Consider the following 16,316-nt stretch of genomic DNA (forward strand, 5'->3'; position numbering starts at 1 on the left):
CACACCTCCAAAGTTTTCTTTATGTTTGAAACAATTGATCATCCTTTCTATGTCAAAGGACTGTACTGCTTTTCGGTAGAAATGTTGATGAGATCATCCATTTCGAATTCCGCCATTTCCCGCAAAACAACCGCCAGCTTTTCACCCAAACGGTTGGCGATGATTTCTCCCGTTTCTTTTGAAGCTTTTTTTGCATTTCCTAAAACCCCGGATTTCGAAATATCTTCCATCCTCCAAGCAACATAATGGCTGCCTTTTAATTGAAGATGCTTTGCGCTTTCCGGAAACTGGATGAACTCATCGGGACAAAGCTCTTTTTTCACCCAATCGGTTTTGAAGGAAAGAATGAAGGATGTTTCGATTTCTCCCCCGTGGATTCCGTATGCAGCCTCTTTTTCCTCAATGAGATCCTCTGAGACATTGAAGTCATAGCTGTTCAACCGGAAAGTCATCAAACCTGTTTCAATGCGGATATCGCGGGCAACGGAATTGAGTAAATCATGGTTTCCTCCATGTGAGTTAAATAAGACGAATTTTCTAAATCCGCTTTTTTTCAGACTTGCGGCAATATCCTTGATCATTGCCTCTAAAGTGCTCCCAGATAATGAGATGGTTCCTGCATATCCGAGATGTTCGATGCTTTTGCTGTATGCAATTGGAGGCAAAATCCAAATATTATCTTCTTTTAAATGTTTGCAAGCTGAATGCAAAATCCCCTCCGCTATTAAAGAATCAGTAAATACCGGTAAATGAGGCCCATGTTGTTCAACTGTGCCAACCGGCAAAATGATTAAAGCATTTTGCTTTGGCAATTCAGCAATTTCCTTACTCGTTAATCTTGCAAAAAATTTCTGTTCAAATGCTTCTCCCTGGTAGCGAAATTCCATGCCGTTTCCCCTCCGAACAAATGATTACTTTTGTGAAAAAAGAAAAGCCGCAGGAAAAGAAAAACAATAAGTTTTTTCTTTCCTACGGCTTGTTTCCATCCCGTAAACAGGATCAAAACAATACCGAATAATCTATGGATAGCCTAAAGGACGGAAAACGTCCTTCAAGCTAACTCATTTTTTTTAAGAATAATTGTCATGCATGCTGAGCCAGTGGAAGGATCATAATCTTTTAAAACCGAAAAAACGTTTAGTCCGACAATTGTTTCCATTTTATATTTAAATCGCTTTTTAAATTCATCAATTAATAACGAATCTGCCCACATTGTCAAAGCTCCATCTACTTTTTCAAGAATTTGCAAAGCAGGATCCCGTTTATGCAACCCGAAAATTAAAATTTTTTCATCCGTTACTTCAACTCGCAGTTGAATCACACCTGTTTGAAAAATTTCTTTATTTACTTCGTTGTAAATTCTCGCAATATCTTTTTTTAATGATTGCCTCTGTTCTGTCAAAAGGCTTTTGTCTTTCAAAAAACCACCTCTTTTCTTAAAAATGATTTTACAATTTTTCAAAATGTTTGATTATTTCTTTGTTAAGTTTTTTTCCACATTTTTTTATTTTTGTCATAAATTCTTACACTTTTATTGAATTTACCTGCATACATTCTTAGAATGAATTTCAATACTTATAGCAAGGAGAAAGGAATATGAAGAGCCTGTTGATCAAAAACGCACAAATTATTACGATGAATCATGCGGATGAAATTTTCACGGGAGATATTTTCATCGAAAATGGCATCATAAGCAACATAGGGAAAAATCTTGCATGTGACGCCGATCAAATCATCAATGCAGAAAATCAGACCGTCATTCCGGGCTTCATTCAAACCCATGTTCACCTATGTCAGACACTTTTCCGCTCACGGGCGGATGACTTAGAATTGTTAGATTGGCTGAAAAAACGAATTTGGCCATTGGAAGCAGCACATGATGAGGAATCGATCTATTATTCTGCATTGCTCGGCATTGGAGAATTGATTGAAAGCGGGACCACAACGATTGTCGATATGGAAACCGTTCACCATACAGAAGCAGCGTTTCAAGCGATTGCAGGAAGCGGAATCAGAGCTTTATCAGGCAAGGTGATGATGGATCGTGGCGACGATGTGCCAATGGAGCTTCGCGAAAAAACAGCTGATTCTCTCCAAGAAAGCGTTGATTTGCTTGAAAAATGGCATATGTTTGCAAACGGAAGAATTCAATATGCCTTTTCTCCCCGATTTGTCCTTTCATGTACAGAAGAACTGTTAAAAGAAGTTCAACGGCTTTCTGAAATATATCAAGTAAAAGTTCATACTCATGCAGCGGAAAATCAGGAAGAAATCATACTGGTTGAACAGCAGACAGGGATGCGAAATATCGAATATCTTGACTATCTTGGACTTGCCAATAAACGATTGATTTTGGCGCACTGCATCTGGCTGGATGAAAAAGAAAAGAAAATCATTAAAGACAGAGGAGTAAATGTTAGCCATTGCCCCGGGTCTAATTTAAAATTAGCTTCAGGAATTGCGGATATTCCCGGGCTGATGGAAATGGGAGTTTCGTTAAGCTTAGGCGCAGACGGAGCACCTTGCAACAATAATTTAAATATGTTTCAGGAAATGAAGCTTGCTGCCCTCATCCAAAAGCCGAAACACGGCCCTTCCGCAATGAAAGCAAAAGAGGTATTTAAAATGGCGACCATCGGCGGGGCAAAAGCGGTCGGATTGGAAAAAGAGATTGGCAGTATTGAAATCGGCAAAAAGGCAGATTTAGTGATTCTAAATTTACATCATTTTCATACTTTCCCTTCCTTTGAGGCAGATCCGATTTCGCGGATCGTTTATTCTGCTTCAAGGGATAATGTAGAAACAACCATTATAAATGGGGAGATTATAATGGAAAACAAAAAAATAAAAACACTCGACAAAGAAATTGTTTTAAGAGAAGCAGACCGCTCGATCAAAAGAATGCTCAAAAAAGAAAAAGCAGTTTTCCACTGAAATCCGAAAAAGGGGGTGTCTAATAAGTCGTTTTTACGGCTTATTGACGCCCCCATTAATGTTTTAGAAACGTTGATATATCGGTGTTTATGATTTTTTGTTTTCAATGGGGATTTGACTTTCTGGACAGCCCCACTCTCCCTATGACAATCTATTATGATTGTTTTGCAAAAGCTTCGCATAATATCGGCCATGAAAATTTTCCACCACGATGCCTGCTTCAAAAAAGTCTGACAATCGTTCACTTGAAAGCAGCTCTTCTGTTCTTCCCTCAGCAAAAACCTTTCCTTCCTTTAATAACAGGGAATTGGTGAAGCAAGGCAAAATTTCTTCAACATGATGCGTCACGTACAGGATCGTTGGCGCATTTGGCCTTTTGGCAATTGTTTCAATCAGCCCTAAAAGTTCTTCTCTCGCCAATATATCAAGACCATTGCACGGCTCATCTAAAATAAGGAGCTTCGGCTGAGGCATAAGCGCCCGCAAAATCAGCACTTTTTGCTTTTCACCTTGGGAAAGGCTGTCATATGTACGCCCGCTTAGTTTTTCCACCCCGAATAGCGTCATCAATGACCCCATCTCTTCTAAATCGTGTTCATCCGGTGTTTCATATAAGCCGATTGACGCGAATTTTCCGCTCAAAATAACTTCTTCAACAAGATCATGTCCGTAAATTTTTTCTTGGAGCGATGAGCTGACAAGGCCGATTTTTTTTCGAACCTCGCGAAAATCTGCCTTTCCAAAAGTAAATCCAATGACGGAAACCGTTCCTTTTGAAGGAAACAAATAGCCGTTTAACAAATTGAGCAATGCTGTTTTCCCCGCTCCATTTCTTCCTAAAATACACCAATGCTCGCCTTCATCAACATTCCAATTTATATTCTCCAAAATATATTTTTTGTTGCGAATGAGCGAAACATTTTCAAGTGCAATCACCATACGCTTGCTCCTCTCCATACGTTACATTATAATTATTATTCCAAAAATTTCTGTTGAAGGGAAGAGAGGATCATTGAAAAATCTGATTTTTCCATCAAAAGTGTTTTCTTCTTTCTTCAGATTGGTTTAGTTCCATTAGGTATTTATGCGAGTGAAACATTTGTAAGATAAAACCGTAGAAATAATCAAAATGTTTTGTAAAGCGTAAGGGGGAACCATTGTGTCAACAGATACGATCGTTTTTTTAATCACTATGGGGTTCACACTTATCATACACGGGGGCCTGACGTATTTAGTCGTAAAGAAGCAAGATTACAGCTTAATATCGGGCTTCTACAACAGACCAGAAGAAGAACAGCAGCAATTAATTGAAAATGGTTATCCGCAGGCAATTGGTAGATTGCTGTTTTATACGTTCATCATTTTGTTCATTTCGGTCATTTTAGCACTTTTTCAAATCCCATATGGATTTGAAATAGGCATGCTGCTGTTTCTCATCGTACTGCTCGGCGGTTCGATCTATGTACAAAAATATGAACTAAAGCATAAACGGAAAAAATATTATTGGATTACCGGAATTGTTGCGGCTATTGTGATCACATTCGTTATCGTTTTAGGCTATTTGGGACTTAAGGAGCATGATGTGATCATAAATGACCGACAGTTGAAGGTAACGGGTTTATATGGGGTGGAATGGCCGATTGATGAGATTGACCGTGTGAAGCTGTTGGATGAACTTCCCGAGGTCGTTGCCAAAAGTAATGGCTTTGCGGCTTTTGATCGTTTGAAAGGATCTTTTCGGCTAAAAGAGCCATACGGTGGAGGAGGAAAATTGTTTGTTTACAAAGGGCGTGCACCGTATGTATATATCGAAAAAGATGATGATTATATCATTTTGAATCAAAAAGACAGGGACGAAACGCAAAAGCTGTATGACCAATTACTGGAAAAGATAAGCGAATGATAATAGTGCACATGGAACCCTGATCTATAAATATATAACTGGAAACTTTACAGCAATTCTCTTTTTCATGCCCGATATCCGAATATTCATTAACAGTGCATTGGAACATGTATTTAGAGGCTCCCCATTCAGGAAGCCTCTTAAATTTTCAATCATTGCTCAATCCTATCGGAAAACCTATTAATCTACTACTTTTAAAACAATTTGACCATCCTCTACTACCGCGATTTTTCGTTTCACTTCCAATCTTCCGTCATCACCGATTGATGGAATCTCGTATACGCGTTTGTCTTTTGGCAGATTATCCAGTCCATCTTGCATATGTTTGCGAATAGCTTCCGCATCGTCAACAGTTTTTGCCGCTTTCATCGCTTCAACGAAAATATACGTAGCGATATAGTTGAGCCCTGATTCAGAGCTAGGTTCATCTTTAAACTTTGCTCGATAGTTTTCGGCAAATGCCGGCGCTCCCGGATCATTAGATTTTACGAGCGGCAGCACTCCAACAGAACCTTCTAATACGTCATAGGAACCTGTTATTTTTTCCATAAAATCCAGTTTTGCCTGATCCATGATAATGAATCCGCCTTTAAATCCTAGCTCTCTAGCTTGCTTTGCCACTTTTGCGGTAGGTTCTGAAGCTCCGCCTATAAATAGAACATCCGGTTTTTCTTTAAGAGCATTTGTGACAATGGTGAAAAAGTCGGTTTCCTTTGAAAAATCAATGGATGAATGATATACAACCTTTCCGCCCTTCTTTTCCCATTGTGGAAGCAAAGTTTTTGCCCAGTCTTTCCCATATTGTGTAGACGGCGGAAGAGCGGCTAATTTTTTGCCAAACCGTTTCATAGCATAATCTGTAAAAGGTTCCACGTAGCCGTCATAACGCGGCGGTATGCCGATCGTAAGGGAGTTCCCGGCATCAGTTACATCCGGTTCACTCGTATAGGCACCAATCAAAAACTTTTCAGTCTCATTAAATACTTGAAGCGCCATCACTCCACCGCTGTGCGGCGTAAAAATAATAGGTGTTTTATATTCTTGAAGAAGCCGTTTGGCATTAGAGGCTGTTTCATTCGGCAAATATTTGTCGTCAAGAGGGACGATGTTTAATTTATAGGTTTTTCCATTTATTTCAAATCCTCCGTTGTTATTAATTTCTTCTGCGGCCATTTTTATGCCGTTCAGTGTCCGTTCTCCATATAAAGCAGCCGGTCCGCTTAAAGGACCGCTAAAGCCGATATTTACCGTTCCTTCTTCGCTTTTGCTTGATGATTCCTTCTGGCCGCCAGTAGATTGGCTTGTTTGAGAGCCCGCACAAGCTGCTAAACTAACCATCATTATGAGCAGAAGCCCCGCAGCAAAAAGACGTTTCATTTTTTTCATATTTTTTTCCCTCCGGTTTTATTTTCTTAATTTTCAATAAATTAAAAAATGATTTATGCACCGAGATATGCCTTCCTTACGTTGTCATCAGCAAACAATTCCTCTGATGAACCTTCGACGACAATGGAGCCATTTTCAAGTACATAGCCTTTATGTGCAATATGAAGCGCTGCATTAGCATTTTGCTCAGCAAGTAAAATCGTCGTTTCGGTCTTGTTAATCTGTTTGATCACTTCAAACATTTGGGCAACGATGATCGGTGCGAGCCCGATTGACGGTTCATCAAGGAGCATAAGCTTCGGTTTTGACATTAACGCTCTCCCAATCGCTAACATTTGCTGCTGTCCGCCGCTTAAAGAACCTGCCAAATCGTTTCGTTTTTCTTTTAAAATCGGAAACAACTCATAAACTTCGTGTAATGTGTTTTCAATCTCTTTTTTTTGTTTGCGGTGAATAAACGCGCCCATCATAAGATTTTCGTATACGGTCATTCTTGGAAATAATTTGCGGCCTTCCGCACATTGAACAATGCCTGTTTTGACAATCTGAGCCGGGGAGCTTTGATCAATTCTCTTTCCTTCAAACATAATTTCTCCTTCTGTACACTTGTGTAAGCCCCCGATCGTTTTGAAAACTGTGCTTTTGCCGGCACCATTAGAACCCAATAAAACTACAATCTCACCTTTGCCCACTTCGATGTCGACATTTCTAACAGCCTTATATGCTCCGTACTGAACGGAAACACCCTTTAGTTTAAGCAATGGCACTCCCTCCAAGATAAGCCTTAATGACTGTTTCATTATTTTGTATTTCTTCAGGTGTTCCTTCTGCAATTTTTTTCCCATGATTCAGAACCATTATTTTATGAGCCAAATTCATCACCATTTTCATTTTGTGTTCGATCAAACAAACGGTAATGTTATGTTGAACGATTTTTTCGATTAAGTTTGCCAGCCCCTCCGTTTCTTCCGGATTGATGCCGGCAGCAGGCTCATCTAGAAAAATGATTTCCGGCTCTGTTGCAAGTGCAAGCGCGATCGCCACTCTTTTTTTCTCTTCCTGCGAAATGTTGGCGACGATCTTATTTTCCATATTGGTTAATCCGACAAACTTTAAAACTTCGAACGCTTTTTCCTTCGATTGTTCCTCCTCCCTCTTTAACCGCTTTGTAAGAAATAACGCATCAATCAGATTGGATTTTGTTCGCAAACGAAACCCGATCAAAACGTTATCCAATACATTTGCCTGTTCAAAAAGATGGGTTGTTTGAAACGTACGGGCAATTCCAAGCTTGGCAATTTTGTTGGGAGGAAGACGAGTAATGTCCTGCCCTTTAAACATCACTTGTCCTGAGCTCGGCGGATAAAAACCGCTGATCAAGTTGAAGAAAGTCGATTTGCCTGCGCCGTTGGGACCAATGATCGCATTGATTTTTCCTTTTTCAACCGAAAAATTCACATGATCTACAGCTACAAGACCACCAAATTGTTTCGTTAGCTGGCGGGTTTCCAAAAACAATGTTATCCCTCCTCCGCTCTTTGTGTGGCTGACTTAGCAGACATTGAAAGACGCTTCTTTTTTTCTTGCATTTTCATTTTCCAACTGAAAATTCCACCGACAATGCCTTTCGGATAGAAAATAATTAACAAGGTTAATAAAGGGCCAAAAATTAGCATTCTATAATCTTGAAGAAATTGGAGCTGCTGAGAAATCCAAACAATTAACAGCGTTCCAACAATCGGACCGGAAAGAGTTCCAATTCCGCCGACAAGAAGAAAGATTAAAAAATCAAATGTCATCGTTATATAACTTATATCTGGACCGAGAAAACGAATAAAGGATGCATACAAAATTCCCGACAATGCAGCAAAAAAAGTTGAAAGGACAAAGGAAACCAATTTATTTTTCATTGTGGATATTCCGATCGTTCGGGCCAGCTCTTCACTGTTTCGAATGGCGATCAACGTTCTTCCTGTCAGCGAATGAACAATCCGGTACATCATGAAAATAGCAGCAAGCAGGAAAAATAAGTTAAAATAATATTGACTGACGGGTGAACGGAACGAGATAGGGCCAAGATCAGGCGGAACAGGAATCCCAATCAGACCTCTCACTCCGCCTGTTAAACTTTCCCATTTATCAATCACGAGATAAATTATATAGCCAACACATAGCGTATAAATGGCAAAAAAGTGTTCTTTTGTTTGTAAGGCAACAAGGCCGATGACCAACCCGATGATGCATGTGATCGCACATGCAAGAAAAAAGGCCAGCCAATAATGAATCTCGAATTTTACCGTTAATATCCCCAGCGAGTAAGCTCCGATAGCAAAAAAGCCTGCGTGCGCCAAAGACAAATATCCCGTATAGCCAGCTATTAAATTTAAGCCGTACACTCCGATCATCCAAATAAATGACAGCGTCATGATATGGAAAAAATAATCATTTTGAATGATGAACGGAAGCAAAAGGGCAAGGAGGACAATGCTCAATACAACAGCTTTTTGTTTGAAACGAGCTGTCATGAATGTCCCCCCTTTGCGAATAATCCGGTCGGCTTAAATGTTAAGATGAGAACGAGGAGAATAAAAGCAAAAATATCTTTATAATCGTTCGATATATATGTTGCCCCTAAGCTTTCAGCAAACCCTAAAATGTATCCGCCAATAATCGCTCCCGGGATGCTCCCCATCCCTCCAATAATAATAATGACGAACGCTTTTAAGATCACAAGATGGCCCATCCCCGGAAAGACAAGATTGATAGGGGATGACAAAGAAGCTGCAATCGCAGCAAGCGCTCCGGAAATCATAAAAGTAAGCATTGCCATTTTGTTTGTATTGATGCCGACTAAATGAGCACCCTCTCGGTTTTGGGACATCGCAATAATAGCAGATCCAATGAACGTTTTTTTCAGGAATAAAAACAGTAATATCATCACGACAACGGTAGAGATAATAATAAGAAGCCTTTGCATGGTGAACGTTAACCCCATTACGGAGACCACCTGACCATATGGGGTCGGCATTGTTTGATAGTCAGCCCCCCAAACAAATTGGGCAAACGCCTCAAGAAACAGGAGAATTCCGATTGCGGCTATTTTATCCTGTATCGGCGGAGCATCTCTTAACGGATAAAAAATAAACCGCTCCATCAGCACTCCCATCAGCCCGACTATTACCATGGAAATCATGATGGCAATCCAATAATACAGCCCAAATTTTGTCATCATGGTTAATGTTATATATCCCCCCATCATATAAAGGGCTCCGTGGGCAAAGTTAGGGATATGCAAAATGCCGTATACAAACGTTAATCCTAAAGCAACCAAACTGTAAACGCTTCCAACCGTTAGTCCATTAAAGATCTGCTGCGCTAAAATCTCCATCATTCTCCCCCTTTCGCAGAATGAAAACATTGCTTACAACAAATTGCGACAAATTAGTTACCCGCCGTTTTTTTCTTTTCTTCCTCTTGAAGCTGGCGCCATAAAATTTTGCCGCTGCCTGTGACAGGCAACTCTTTTCTAAATTCAACATAGCGAGGATACTTGTAAGCAGCCATATGCTTTTTTGACCATTCAATCATATCGTCAACACTTATTTTTCCTTCATAACCTTCCTCTAAAACGATAAAGGCTTTAACAGTTTCTCCTCTTTTCGGATCGGGAATTCCGATTACACATGCTTGCTTAACAGCTGGATGTTTATAAAGGTACGACTCAATTTCAGACGGCCATACTTTAAATCCAGATGTATTAATCATTCGTTTGACTCGATCGACAATGAAGAAATATCCATCATCATCATAACGTCCTAAATCCCCTGTTCGAAAAAATGTTTTTCCATCCAATTCGATAAAGGCTTTGCGATTTTCTTCTTCTCTGTTATAATAGCCGACCATCACTTGCGGACCATGAACGATAATTTCTCCTACTTCGCCAACTCCTAGTTCTTGCAGTGTTTCCGGATCAATAATGCGAGCATCCACATCAAAAGTCGGGATGCCGAGACATTGCCATTTTGGCCTGTCAGAAGGATTCAAGTGCGTTTGCGCAATGGTTTCAGAAAGACCGTATCCTTCGATAAAATGCAGTCCCGTCATTTTATACAGCTTCTCTCCCAGCGCTTCAGGAAAAGCCGCTCCTCCTCCTGAAATAGAAGTTAAGGAAATCAAATCTTCCGCTTTTAGGCTAGGATTGGAAAGGAAATCAACAAGCATCGTGCTGATCGTAACCCAATGAGTGCATTTTTGGCTTTTGATCAGCTCAACTGCTGCTTCTCGATCCCATCTCGTCATGATCACGATCCGGCTTCCTGAAAAAATTGGTAAATGCATGCCCATGATCATGCCTGTGACATGAAACATTGGCAAAGTTGCAAGATGAACCGTATTTGCTGTTGCCCGAGCCCAATAATATCCTCCAACAATGTTGGCTTGGACGGTCTTGTTCGTATGCATACAACCTTTTGGCACACCAGTAGTACCGGATGTATATGGAATAACTGCTAAATCTTCAGGCAAGGCAAAATGTTCACCTGGAATATCATTCGCCTGAATGGCATCCATCCATAGAAACTGGTTATAACTGTTAAAACGAATTGGAGGCATTTTCACTTCTTTTGGCAGCTTGCCATCAAACCCAACTCCAACATAATCCGAGTATGCTGCGATGAGAAGCTTCGTAAGAGATGTGTTGTGGAGCAGCGGTTCAACCTTTTCATTTAATTCCTGACCGATAATGGCAGTTTTTATTTCAGCATCTCGAATATAAAACTCCAGCTCCTTTGTTGTCAGCATAGGGTTAATGGGAACTACAACTGCATTTGCTCTTATGATTGCATAGTAGGCAATGATAAATTGCGGGGAGTTTTGCATAAACAATAAAACTCGTTCTCCTTTTAATACATTGAATTTTTGCTGTAAAAAACCAGCTATTCGATTTACTTCTTCATCCAGTTGGCGATACGTGATCGAACGGCCGTAATAATAGATAGCTTCATGATCAGGATAGCGTCTTGCTGTTATTTCTAAATTTTCGTAAATAGAAGTTTCCGGAACCGTTAACGATTTCGGAAGTTTAGGCCAAAATTTGTGATGAAGTGTCAGCAAACGGACCACTCCTTCATGAAATATATTCAAGAAAGCATAAGAATTTAAAAAACAATGATTAATATTTTATCTAAAAAAAACTCTATTGATTATTGGCAAAAAGAAAGGGGAAATCTTTTTAAATATCTAACATCTGCCCATTTAACACTTTTAAAATAAAATTTTGCAAGTTTTCCTCCGAAGCTTTCCCCTTCAGAATAAAATCAATTGTCACCCGTGAAATTGCAAATTCCCACTGCGGAAAATGCTTTTTAATCCTCTTTGCATTCCGATTTCAATCAATGTTTGACCTCGTTTCCCCTTTCTTTCAATGCTGTGGAAGCTAAACGACGCATGTTTTTTAGGAAATTGTTGTAATATGCCTATAGGCGATTTCAGGCAAATTTACGGTGCACCTCAATTTCTTCTTTAGTTTCAATAGATTTTCAATGGAACTGATGCAAATATTTTTAACAATTCTTCTTTGTTAACAAAATAATCTCATTGCCACACCTATCAAATGAACCGTTTCTTGAATACTTGTTTTGATTATTGCCTTGAAAATTTTTTCATTTTTCTATTAAGAGGCGAAGAGAGGCAGTTTTTACTTTTGTTATTCCCGTTCGATAATCGTTGCAATTCCCTGTCCCCCGCCGATGCAAGCTGTTATTAAAGCATACCTTCCTCCTGTTCGCTGCAGTTCATAGACAGCTTTTGTGATTAAGATCGCGCCCGTTGCACCAAGCGGATGGCCGTGAGCAATCGCTCCGCCGTTTACATTTAATTTTTCAGGGTTTATATTTAACTCCCTGTCGCATGCGATGACTTGAGCGGCAAACGCCTCATTTATTTCAATGAGATCGATATCGTCCAAAGTCAGTCCTGCTTTTTTCAGCACCTTTTTTGTTGCTGGAACGGGTCCAATCCCCATAATATTTGGATCTACTCCAGCTACAGCATACTCGCGAATGGCTGCCAACGGGGTTAAACTTAATTCCTCTGCCTTTTCCCTTGACATAACAACTAATGCTGAAGCGGCATCATTTAAACCAGAGCTGTTTCCAGCCGTAACTGTTCCGCCTTCTAAAAAAGCCGGCGGCAGCTTTGACAAAGCCTCCATCGTCGTTTGAGGACGAGGATGCTCATCCGTTTGAAAAACGATCGGCTCTCCTTTTTTGACAGGGATGGCTATCGGAACAATTTGCTCGTCAAACCGCCCCTCCTTCATGGCGGCGGCCATTTTTTGCTGGCTCTTAAAAGCGAATGCATCCTGTTCTTCACGACTGATCCCATACTTTTTCGCAAGATTTTCTGCAGTAATTCCCATTGGCGGATCACCAATTTCCTTTGGTGACAATTGGGACTTCCGAAAGCTTGGAGGCTTCGGACTATATGGTTTTTCCGGCCGGTCCATTAAATATGGCGCTCGACTCATGCTTTCGGTTCCGCCGGCAATATACACATCCCCGTCTCCAGCCCGGATTGCCTGCGAGGCAAGGTTTACCGCATTAATGCCAGAACCGCATTGCCGATCAACGGTTACGCCGGGAATTTTAATCGATAAACCTGTTTGCAGTGCAGTCAGCCTGGCAATATTCCCGCCGCCGCTTAATACATTTCCAAAAATCACATCATCAATCATATCTGGTCGAATATTAGCCCGTCTTACCGCTTCTTTTATCACTTCAGCTCCAAGCACGTGTGCCGGAACAGAAGCTAGTGCACTGCCTTGTTTTCCTATTGCTGTACGTACCGCCGAAACAATCACGGCATCTCTCTTCACTAATCTCACGCCTCCTTTATAAGCTTTCTTTCACCTTGCAGTTTAAAGCTTTTGAAAAAACTTGAATCTATGTCAGCCAGCTTAGATTGTAAAAACGTATTACGGCAGCTTTTTCCTCATACATTAGAAGTTTACGTACTGCACTTTAGAACAAGCGAAAACTTACATTAATGCGTTTTGGTCTGCTGATCCCAACAATAGTGAACTTTTTGACAGTAATGTAGGGCCCCCTCAAACTTTCTCTTTAATATTTCGAAAAGATGACCTCTCCTTTTACGACTTCGCTGTCATGTTGATTTACGGCCGCCACATCAAAACGGTATTGTTGGTCGAATTTTTCTTTTAATGTCGCTTTCAACGTGATCACATCATTTAGAAACACTTTCCCTATAAATCTTACAGAATAATCCTTCACAAACCCTTCATGATAATAAGGGGTAAAAAGTTTTGCCAGATTCCCCATTGTCCACATGCCATGTGCTATAATGCCCGGCAAACCAGCTTTTCTTGCTTCTTCATCTATTGTATGAATCGGGTTATAATCGCCTGAAGCTCCAGCGTATTTAATTAAATCTAATCTTGAAACAGGTTTGAGCTGAATGACTTGTAATGACTTCCCCTCTTGTAAATCAGACAGGCTGTTCAAACGATCATCTCCTTTCGAACCGCTTCCGTAATAATAATCGTTTGTTTAGAAGTAAAAATTATTTCACCGGTTGGATCTTCTCCAAAGCCTTTGAGGACTAAAAATCCCATTTTACCGCTCTTTCCCGTTTTCTCTACATAATCCTCCACTTTTAACCAACAAAAAATTTCTTCTCCTACTATTAACGGCCGTACATAATGAAACACCTGCTCACCATGAATTAGCCCTTTTTTCGGCAGATTCAATCCGGCAATTACCCCAAAATCAAATACTCTCGGAAATGTCGGCGGTGCAATATTGCGTTGATAGCGTGATTTTTTTCCTGTTTCTTCATCGATGAAAATCGGGTGAGGATCTCCGATAGCTTCGGCAAATTTCTTTACAGCACCTCTTTCAACGATATTTTTTACCTTGTTAGAACACTTTCCGATATGCTGTTCAAACATTTGGAACCACCCCCGTCGATTTCTAGTTTTTCGGGCCCCCGGTTACATATAACACTTGCCCGTTCACAAAAGACGATCTTTCATCTGCAAAAAATGCTACCGCGTTTGCAATATCAAACGGCTTTCCGCTTCTGCCTACAGGTATATTGGCAGCTCTAGCGCTTACAAACTGCTCAAACGGCACGCCGATTCTTCTAGCTGTTTCCTTCGTCATATCAGTTTCAATAAATCCAGGCGCAACCGCATTTACCGTAATCCCAAACTTGCCAAGCTCAATGGCAAGCGTTTTGGTAAATCCTTGGATCCCTGCTTTTGCTGTTGCATAATTTGCTTGGCCGCGGTTGCCGAGAGCGGAAGTCGATGAAATATTAACAATCCGTCCGTATTTTTTTTCAACCATATATTTTTGAGCAGCCCGTGCGCAGTAAAAAGAACCTTTTAAATGAACATTCATCACGGTGTCCCAATCAGAATCTGTCATCTTGAACAATAAATTATCTCGAATGACACCGGCATTGTTGACAAGAATATCTATCGAACCGAATGTATTCACGACCTCTTCCATCGTACCTTCCACTTGTTCTCGATCAGTCACATCCGCCGCTTTTGCAAAAACCTCAAATCCCTTTTCTTTCAGTTCATTTGCTGTGGCCTTTAACGCTTCCTCATTTAGATCAATAAATGCCACTTTTGCTCCTTCCTCAGCGAAAAGCTCGACAATGCTTTTGCCGATCCCACGGCTTCCTCCTGTTATAAAAGCAACTCTCCCATCAAATCGACCAGCCATTTCTGCTCCTCCTAACCATATTTTCGAAAAATTTCGTCATTTCCGGTTAAATTTGTATTAAAGTGACGTTTCATGAATGGTTAAATAAATTGACCGATTTTTACATGTCCTTTTAAAAGGTTTCTTGCAATGATCATACGTTGAATTTCATCTGTACCGTCATAAATTCTCCAAAGCCTTGCTTCCCGGTACCATCTTTCAATTGGCAATTCTCTTGTATATCCCATTCCGCCGTGAATTTGTAAAACTCGATCCACTACTCGATTCCCCATATTTGCGCCAAACAGCTTCGCCATGGAAGCTAAATGCCGATTATCCTCTCCTTGATCAAGAGTATAGGCAGCATTTAATACCAGCCATTTTGCCGCTTCGATTTCAACAGCTGAATCAGCAATTTGCCATTGAATGGCCTGTCTTTCAGCAATCGGTTTTCCAAAAGTAATGCGCTCTTTTGCGTAGTCGATCGCCATTTGCAAAAGACGTTCAGCTGCTCCGACTGCTCTTGCTCCGACGACCCATCTAGCAAAGCCGATCCATTCCAGTCCAAGGCTATAGCCTTTATGCAATCCACCTAAAATATTTTCTTCCGGGACGCGAACATTTTCAAACACCAGCCCGGCCGGTCCCCATTCTCCCATCGTATGAATATACTCTGATCTCCACCCCATTTCTCGATCAACAATGAAGCATGTAACCCCTTCACGGCCATTGGATTCTTTATGCTTTTCTTTATCTGTAATGGCAATGACCATGACAAAGTCTGCTTCGTTTCCGCCAGTGATGAACGTTTTTTCACCGTTCAGCACCCACTCATCGCCGTCTTTTACGGCAGTCATCTTTATGTTTCGTGTATCTGACCCTGCACTTGGCTCAGTCATGGCAAAGCATGACTTCTTCTCCCCATTGATCGTCGGTATTAAATATTTTTTCTTTTGCTCTTCATTTGCATAGTAAAGAATATTATCTGCTGAACCGCCAAATTTAAATGGTACAAACGTTTTCGCAACCTCCATATAGACGATCGCCAGCATAACATTTCCTAAATCTGCTCCTCCGTATTCGGCTGGTGTGTTAATTCCCCAAAAACCAGCTTCTTTCGCTTTCAGCTGAAGCTCTTCAAGCTTGCCAGGCGGAAGGCTGGGCTTTCCTTCCCTTTCATTTCTGAGCACTTCATTTTCCAAAGGCATTAACTCTTTTTCAACAAATTTTTTTATCGTTTTTTGAACCATTTTTTGCTCTTCAGATAGACGTAAGTTCATGTTAATCTCTCCATCCTTTTCCAATTAAGATGAACTATTGATTCTCCTATACTACCGGTCAGAATGCATATCCCTTTGCAG

The 16,316-nt window shown here is 40.6% G+C and carries 16 protein-coding genes; 2 read left to right on the forward strand and 14 right to left on the reverse strand.

What is annotated here, in order from left to right; translation table 11 throughout:
- Window positions 1–47: 47 nt before the first annotated feature.
- Window positions 48–887 carry a creatininase family protein gene (locus NSQ61_RS07995; protein WP_063386889.1) on the reverse strand — a complete coding sequence of 280 codons (840 nt, stop codon included), beginning with the start codon at window positions 885–887 and terminating at the stop codon, window positions 48–50.
- A 164-nt stretch (window positions 888–1,051) separates the two neighbouring features.
- Complete coding sequence (locus NSQ61_RS08000; RefSeq protein WP_063386888.1) at window positions 1,052–1,420, reverse strand: Na-translocating system protein MpsC family protein; 369 nt, start codon at window positions 1,418–1,420, stop codon at window positions 1,052–1,054.
- A gap of 176 nt (window positions 1,421–1,596) precedes the next feature.
- On the opposite strand from NSQ61_RS08000, the gene NSQ61_RS08005 reads away from it, so the two are divergent.
- Window positions 1,597–2,934 carry a 5'-deoxyadenosine deaminase gene (locus NSQ61_RS08005; RefSeq protein WP_327855952.1) on the forward strand — a complete coding sequence of 446 codons (1,338 nt, stop codon included), beginning with the start codon at window positions 1,597–1,599 and terminating at the stop codon, window positions 2,932–2,934.
- A 141-nt stretch (window positions 2,935–3,075) separates the two neighbouring features.
- On the opposite strand, the gene NSQ61_RS08010 is transcribed toward NSQ61_RS08005, so the two are convergent.
- A complete protein-coding gene (locus NSQ61_RS08010) occupies window positions 3,076–3,873 on the reverse strand; it encodes an ABC transporter ATP-binding protein (protein WP_144598553.1) in 798 nt (265 codons plus the stop codon).
- Window positions 3,874–4,093: 220 nt separating this feature from the next.
- Here NSQ61_RS08010 and NSQ61_RS08015 point away from each other — a divergent pair, with 220 nt between their 5' ends.
- The gene (locus tag NSQ61_RS08015; RefSeq protein WP_242009367.1) at window positions 4,094–4,837 is read left to right on the forward strand and encodes a DUF3784 domain-containing protein; all 744 of its coding nucleotides are present in this window, start codon (window positions 4,094–4,096) and stop codon (window positions 4,835–4,837) included.
- 180 nt (window positions 4,838–5,017) lie between these two features.
- Here the strand turns inward: NSQ61_RS08015 and NSQ61_RS08020 are convergent, their stop codons facing one another.
- The 11 genes from NSQ61_RS08020 to NSQ61_RS08070 all read right to left on the reverse strand — a co-directional run bounded on the left by NSQ61_RS08020 (window position 5,018) and on the right by NSQ61_RS08070 (window position 16,235).
- The gene (locus NSQ61_RS08020) at window positions 5,018–6,223 is read right to left on the reverse strand and encodes an ABC transporter substrate-binding protein (protein WP_340806663.1); all 1,206 of its coding nucleotides are present in this window, start codon (window positions 6,221–6,223) and stop codon (window positions 5,018–5,020) included.
- A gap of 53 nt (window positions 6,224–6,276) precedes the next feature.
- Window positions 6,277–6,984: an ABC transporter ATP-binding protein gene (locus tag NSQ61_RS08025; RefSeq protein WP_066248684.1), complete on the reverse strand. Its 708-nt coding sequence runs from the start codon at window positions 6,982–6,984 to the stop codon at window positions 6,277–6,279.
- On the reverse strand, window positions 6,977–7,741 hold the full coding sequence (locus tag NSQ61_RS08030; RefSeq protein WP_063386883.1) for an ABC transporter ATP-binding protein: 765 nt from the start codon (window positions 7,739–7,741) through the stop codon (window positions 6,977–6,979). Before NSQ61_RS08030 ends, NSQ61_RS08025 begins: the two co-directional genes overlap by 8 nt.
- A 2-nt stretch (window positions 7,742–7,743) precedes the next feature.
- Window positions 7,744–8,748: a branched-chain amino acid ABC transporter permease gene (locus NSQ61_RS08035; RefSeq protein ID WP_340806668.1), complete on the reverse strand. Its 1,005-nt coding sequence runs from the start codon at window positions 8,746–8,748 to the stop codon at window positions 7,744–7,746.
- Window positions 8,745–9,611, reverse strand: coding sequence for a branched-chain amino acid ABC transporter permease (locus NSQ61_RS08040; protein WP_340806670.1), 867 nt, complete (start codon window positions 9,609–9,611; stop codon window positions 8,745–8,747). Before NSQ61_RS08040 ends, NSQ61_RS08035 begins: the two co-directional genes overlap by 4 nt.
- A 53-nt stretch (window positions 9,612–9,664) precedes the next feature.
- Window positions 9,665–11,335 carry a long-chain fatty acid--CoA ligase gene (locus tag NSQ61_RS08045; RefSeq protein WP_340806671.1) on the reverse strand — a complete coding sequence of 557 codons (1,671 nt, stop codon included), beginning with the start codon at window positions 11,333–11,335 and terminating at the stop codon, window positions 9,665–9,667.
- A gap of 592 nt (window positions 11,336–11,927) precedes the next feature.
- The gene (locus NSQ61_RS08050; protein ID WP_063386879.1) at window positions 11,928–13,097 is read right to left on the reverse strand and encodes a thiolase family protein; all 1,170 of its coding nucleotides are present in this window, start codon (window positions 13,095–13,097) and stop codon (window positions 11,928–11,930) included.
- 244 nt (window positions 13,098–13,341) lie between these two features.
- On the reverse strand, window positions 13,342–13,743 hold the full coding sequence (locus tag NSQ61_RS08055; RefSeq protein ID WP_130158402.1) for a MaoC/PaaZ C-terminal domain-containing protein: 402 nt from the start codon (window positions 13,741–13,743) through the stop codon (window positions 13,342–13,344).
- Entirely contained in the window at window positions 13,740–14,189 is a 450-nt protein-coding gene (locus NSQ61_RS08060) for a MaoC family dehydratase N-terminal domain-containing protein (RefSeq protein WP_066248701.1), read from the reverse strand. Before NSQ61_RS08060 ends, NSQ61_RS08055 begins: the two co-directional genes overlap by 4 nt.
- A 22-nt stretch (window positions 14,190–14,211) precedes the next feature.
- Window positions 14,212–14,976 carry a beta-ketoacyl-ACP reductase gene (locus tag NSQ61_RS08065; RefSeq protein ID WP_130158406.1) on the reverse strand — a complete coding sequence of 255 codons (765 nt, stop codon included), beginning with the start codon at window positions 14,974–14,976 and terminating at the stop codon, window positions 14,212–14,214.
- An 80-nt stretch (window positions 14,977–15,056) separates the two neighbouring features.
- Complete coding sequence (locus NSQ61_RS08070; RefSeq protein WP_144598324.1) at window positions 15,057–16,235, reverse strand: acyl-CoA dehydrogenase family protein; 1,179 nt, start codon at window positions 16,233–16,235, stop codon at window positions 15,057–15,059.
- Window positions 16,236–16,316: the final 81 nt, after the last annotated feature.

Origin of the sequence: Aeribacillus sp. FSL K6-1121 (assembly GCF_038003725.1) — a bacterium.
In the GTDB taxonomy this organism is placed as follows: Bacteria; Bacillota; Bacilli; order Bacillales; family Aeribacillaceae; genus Aeribacillus; species Aeribacillus composti.

Coding starts and splice junctions, on each gene's coding strand:
- NSQ61_RS08070 (WP_144598324.1), bottom strand. CDS start 16,235: ATGAACTTACGTCTATCTGAAGAGCAAAAAATGGTTCAAAAAACGATA.
- NSQ61_RS08065 (WP_130158406.1), bottom strand. CDS start 14,976: ATGGCTGGTCGATTTGATGGGAGAGTTGCTTTTATAACAGGAGGAAGC.
- NSQ61_RS08020 (WP_340806663.1), bottom strand. CDS start 6,223: ATGAAAAAAATGAAACGTCTTTTTGCTGCGGGGCTTCTGCTCATAATG.
- NSQ61_RS08005 (WP_327855952.1), top strand. CDS start 1,597: ATGAAGAGCCTGTTGATCAAAAACGCACAAATTATTACGATGAATCAT.
- NSQ61_RS08010 (WP_144598553.1), bottom strand. CDS start 3,873: ATGGTGATTGCACTTGAAAATGTTTCGCTCATTCGCAACAAAAAATAT.
- NSQ61_RS08040 (WP_340806670.1), bottom strand. CDS start 9,611: ATGGAGATTTTAGCGCAGCAGATCTTTAATGGACTAACGGTTGGAAGC.
- NSQ61_RS08060 (WP_066248701.1), bottom strand. CDS start 14,189: ATGTTTGAACAGCATATCGGAAAGTGTTCTAACAAGGTAAAAAATATC.
- NSQ61_RS08035 (WP_340806668.1), bottom strand. CDS start 8,748: ATGACAGCTCGTTTCAAACAAAAAGCTGTTGTATTGAGCATTGTCCTC.
- NSQ61_RS07995 (WP_063386889.1), bottom strand. CDS start 887: ATGGAATTTCGCTACCAGGGAGAAGCATTTGAACAGAAATTTTTTGCA.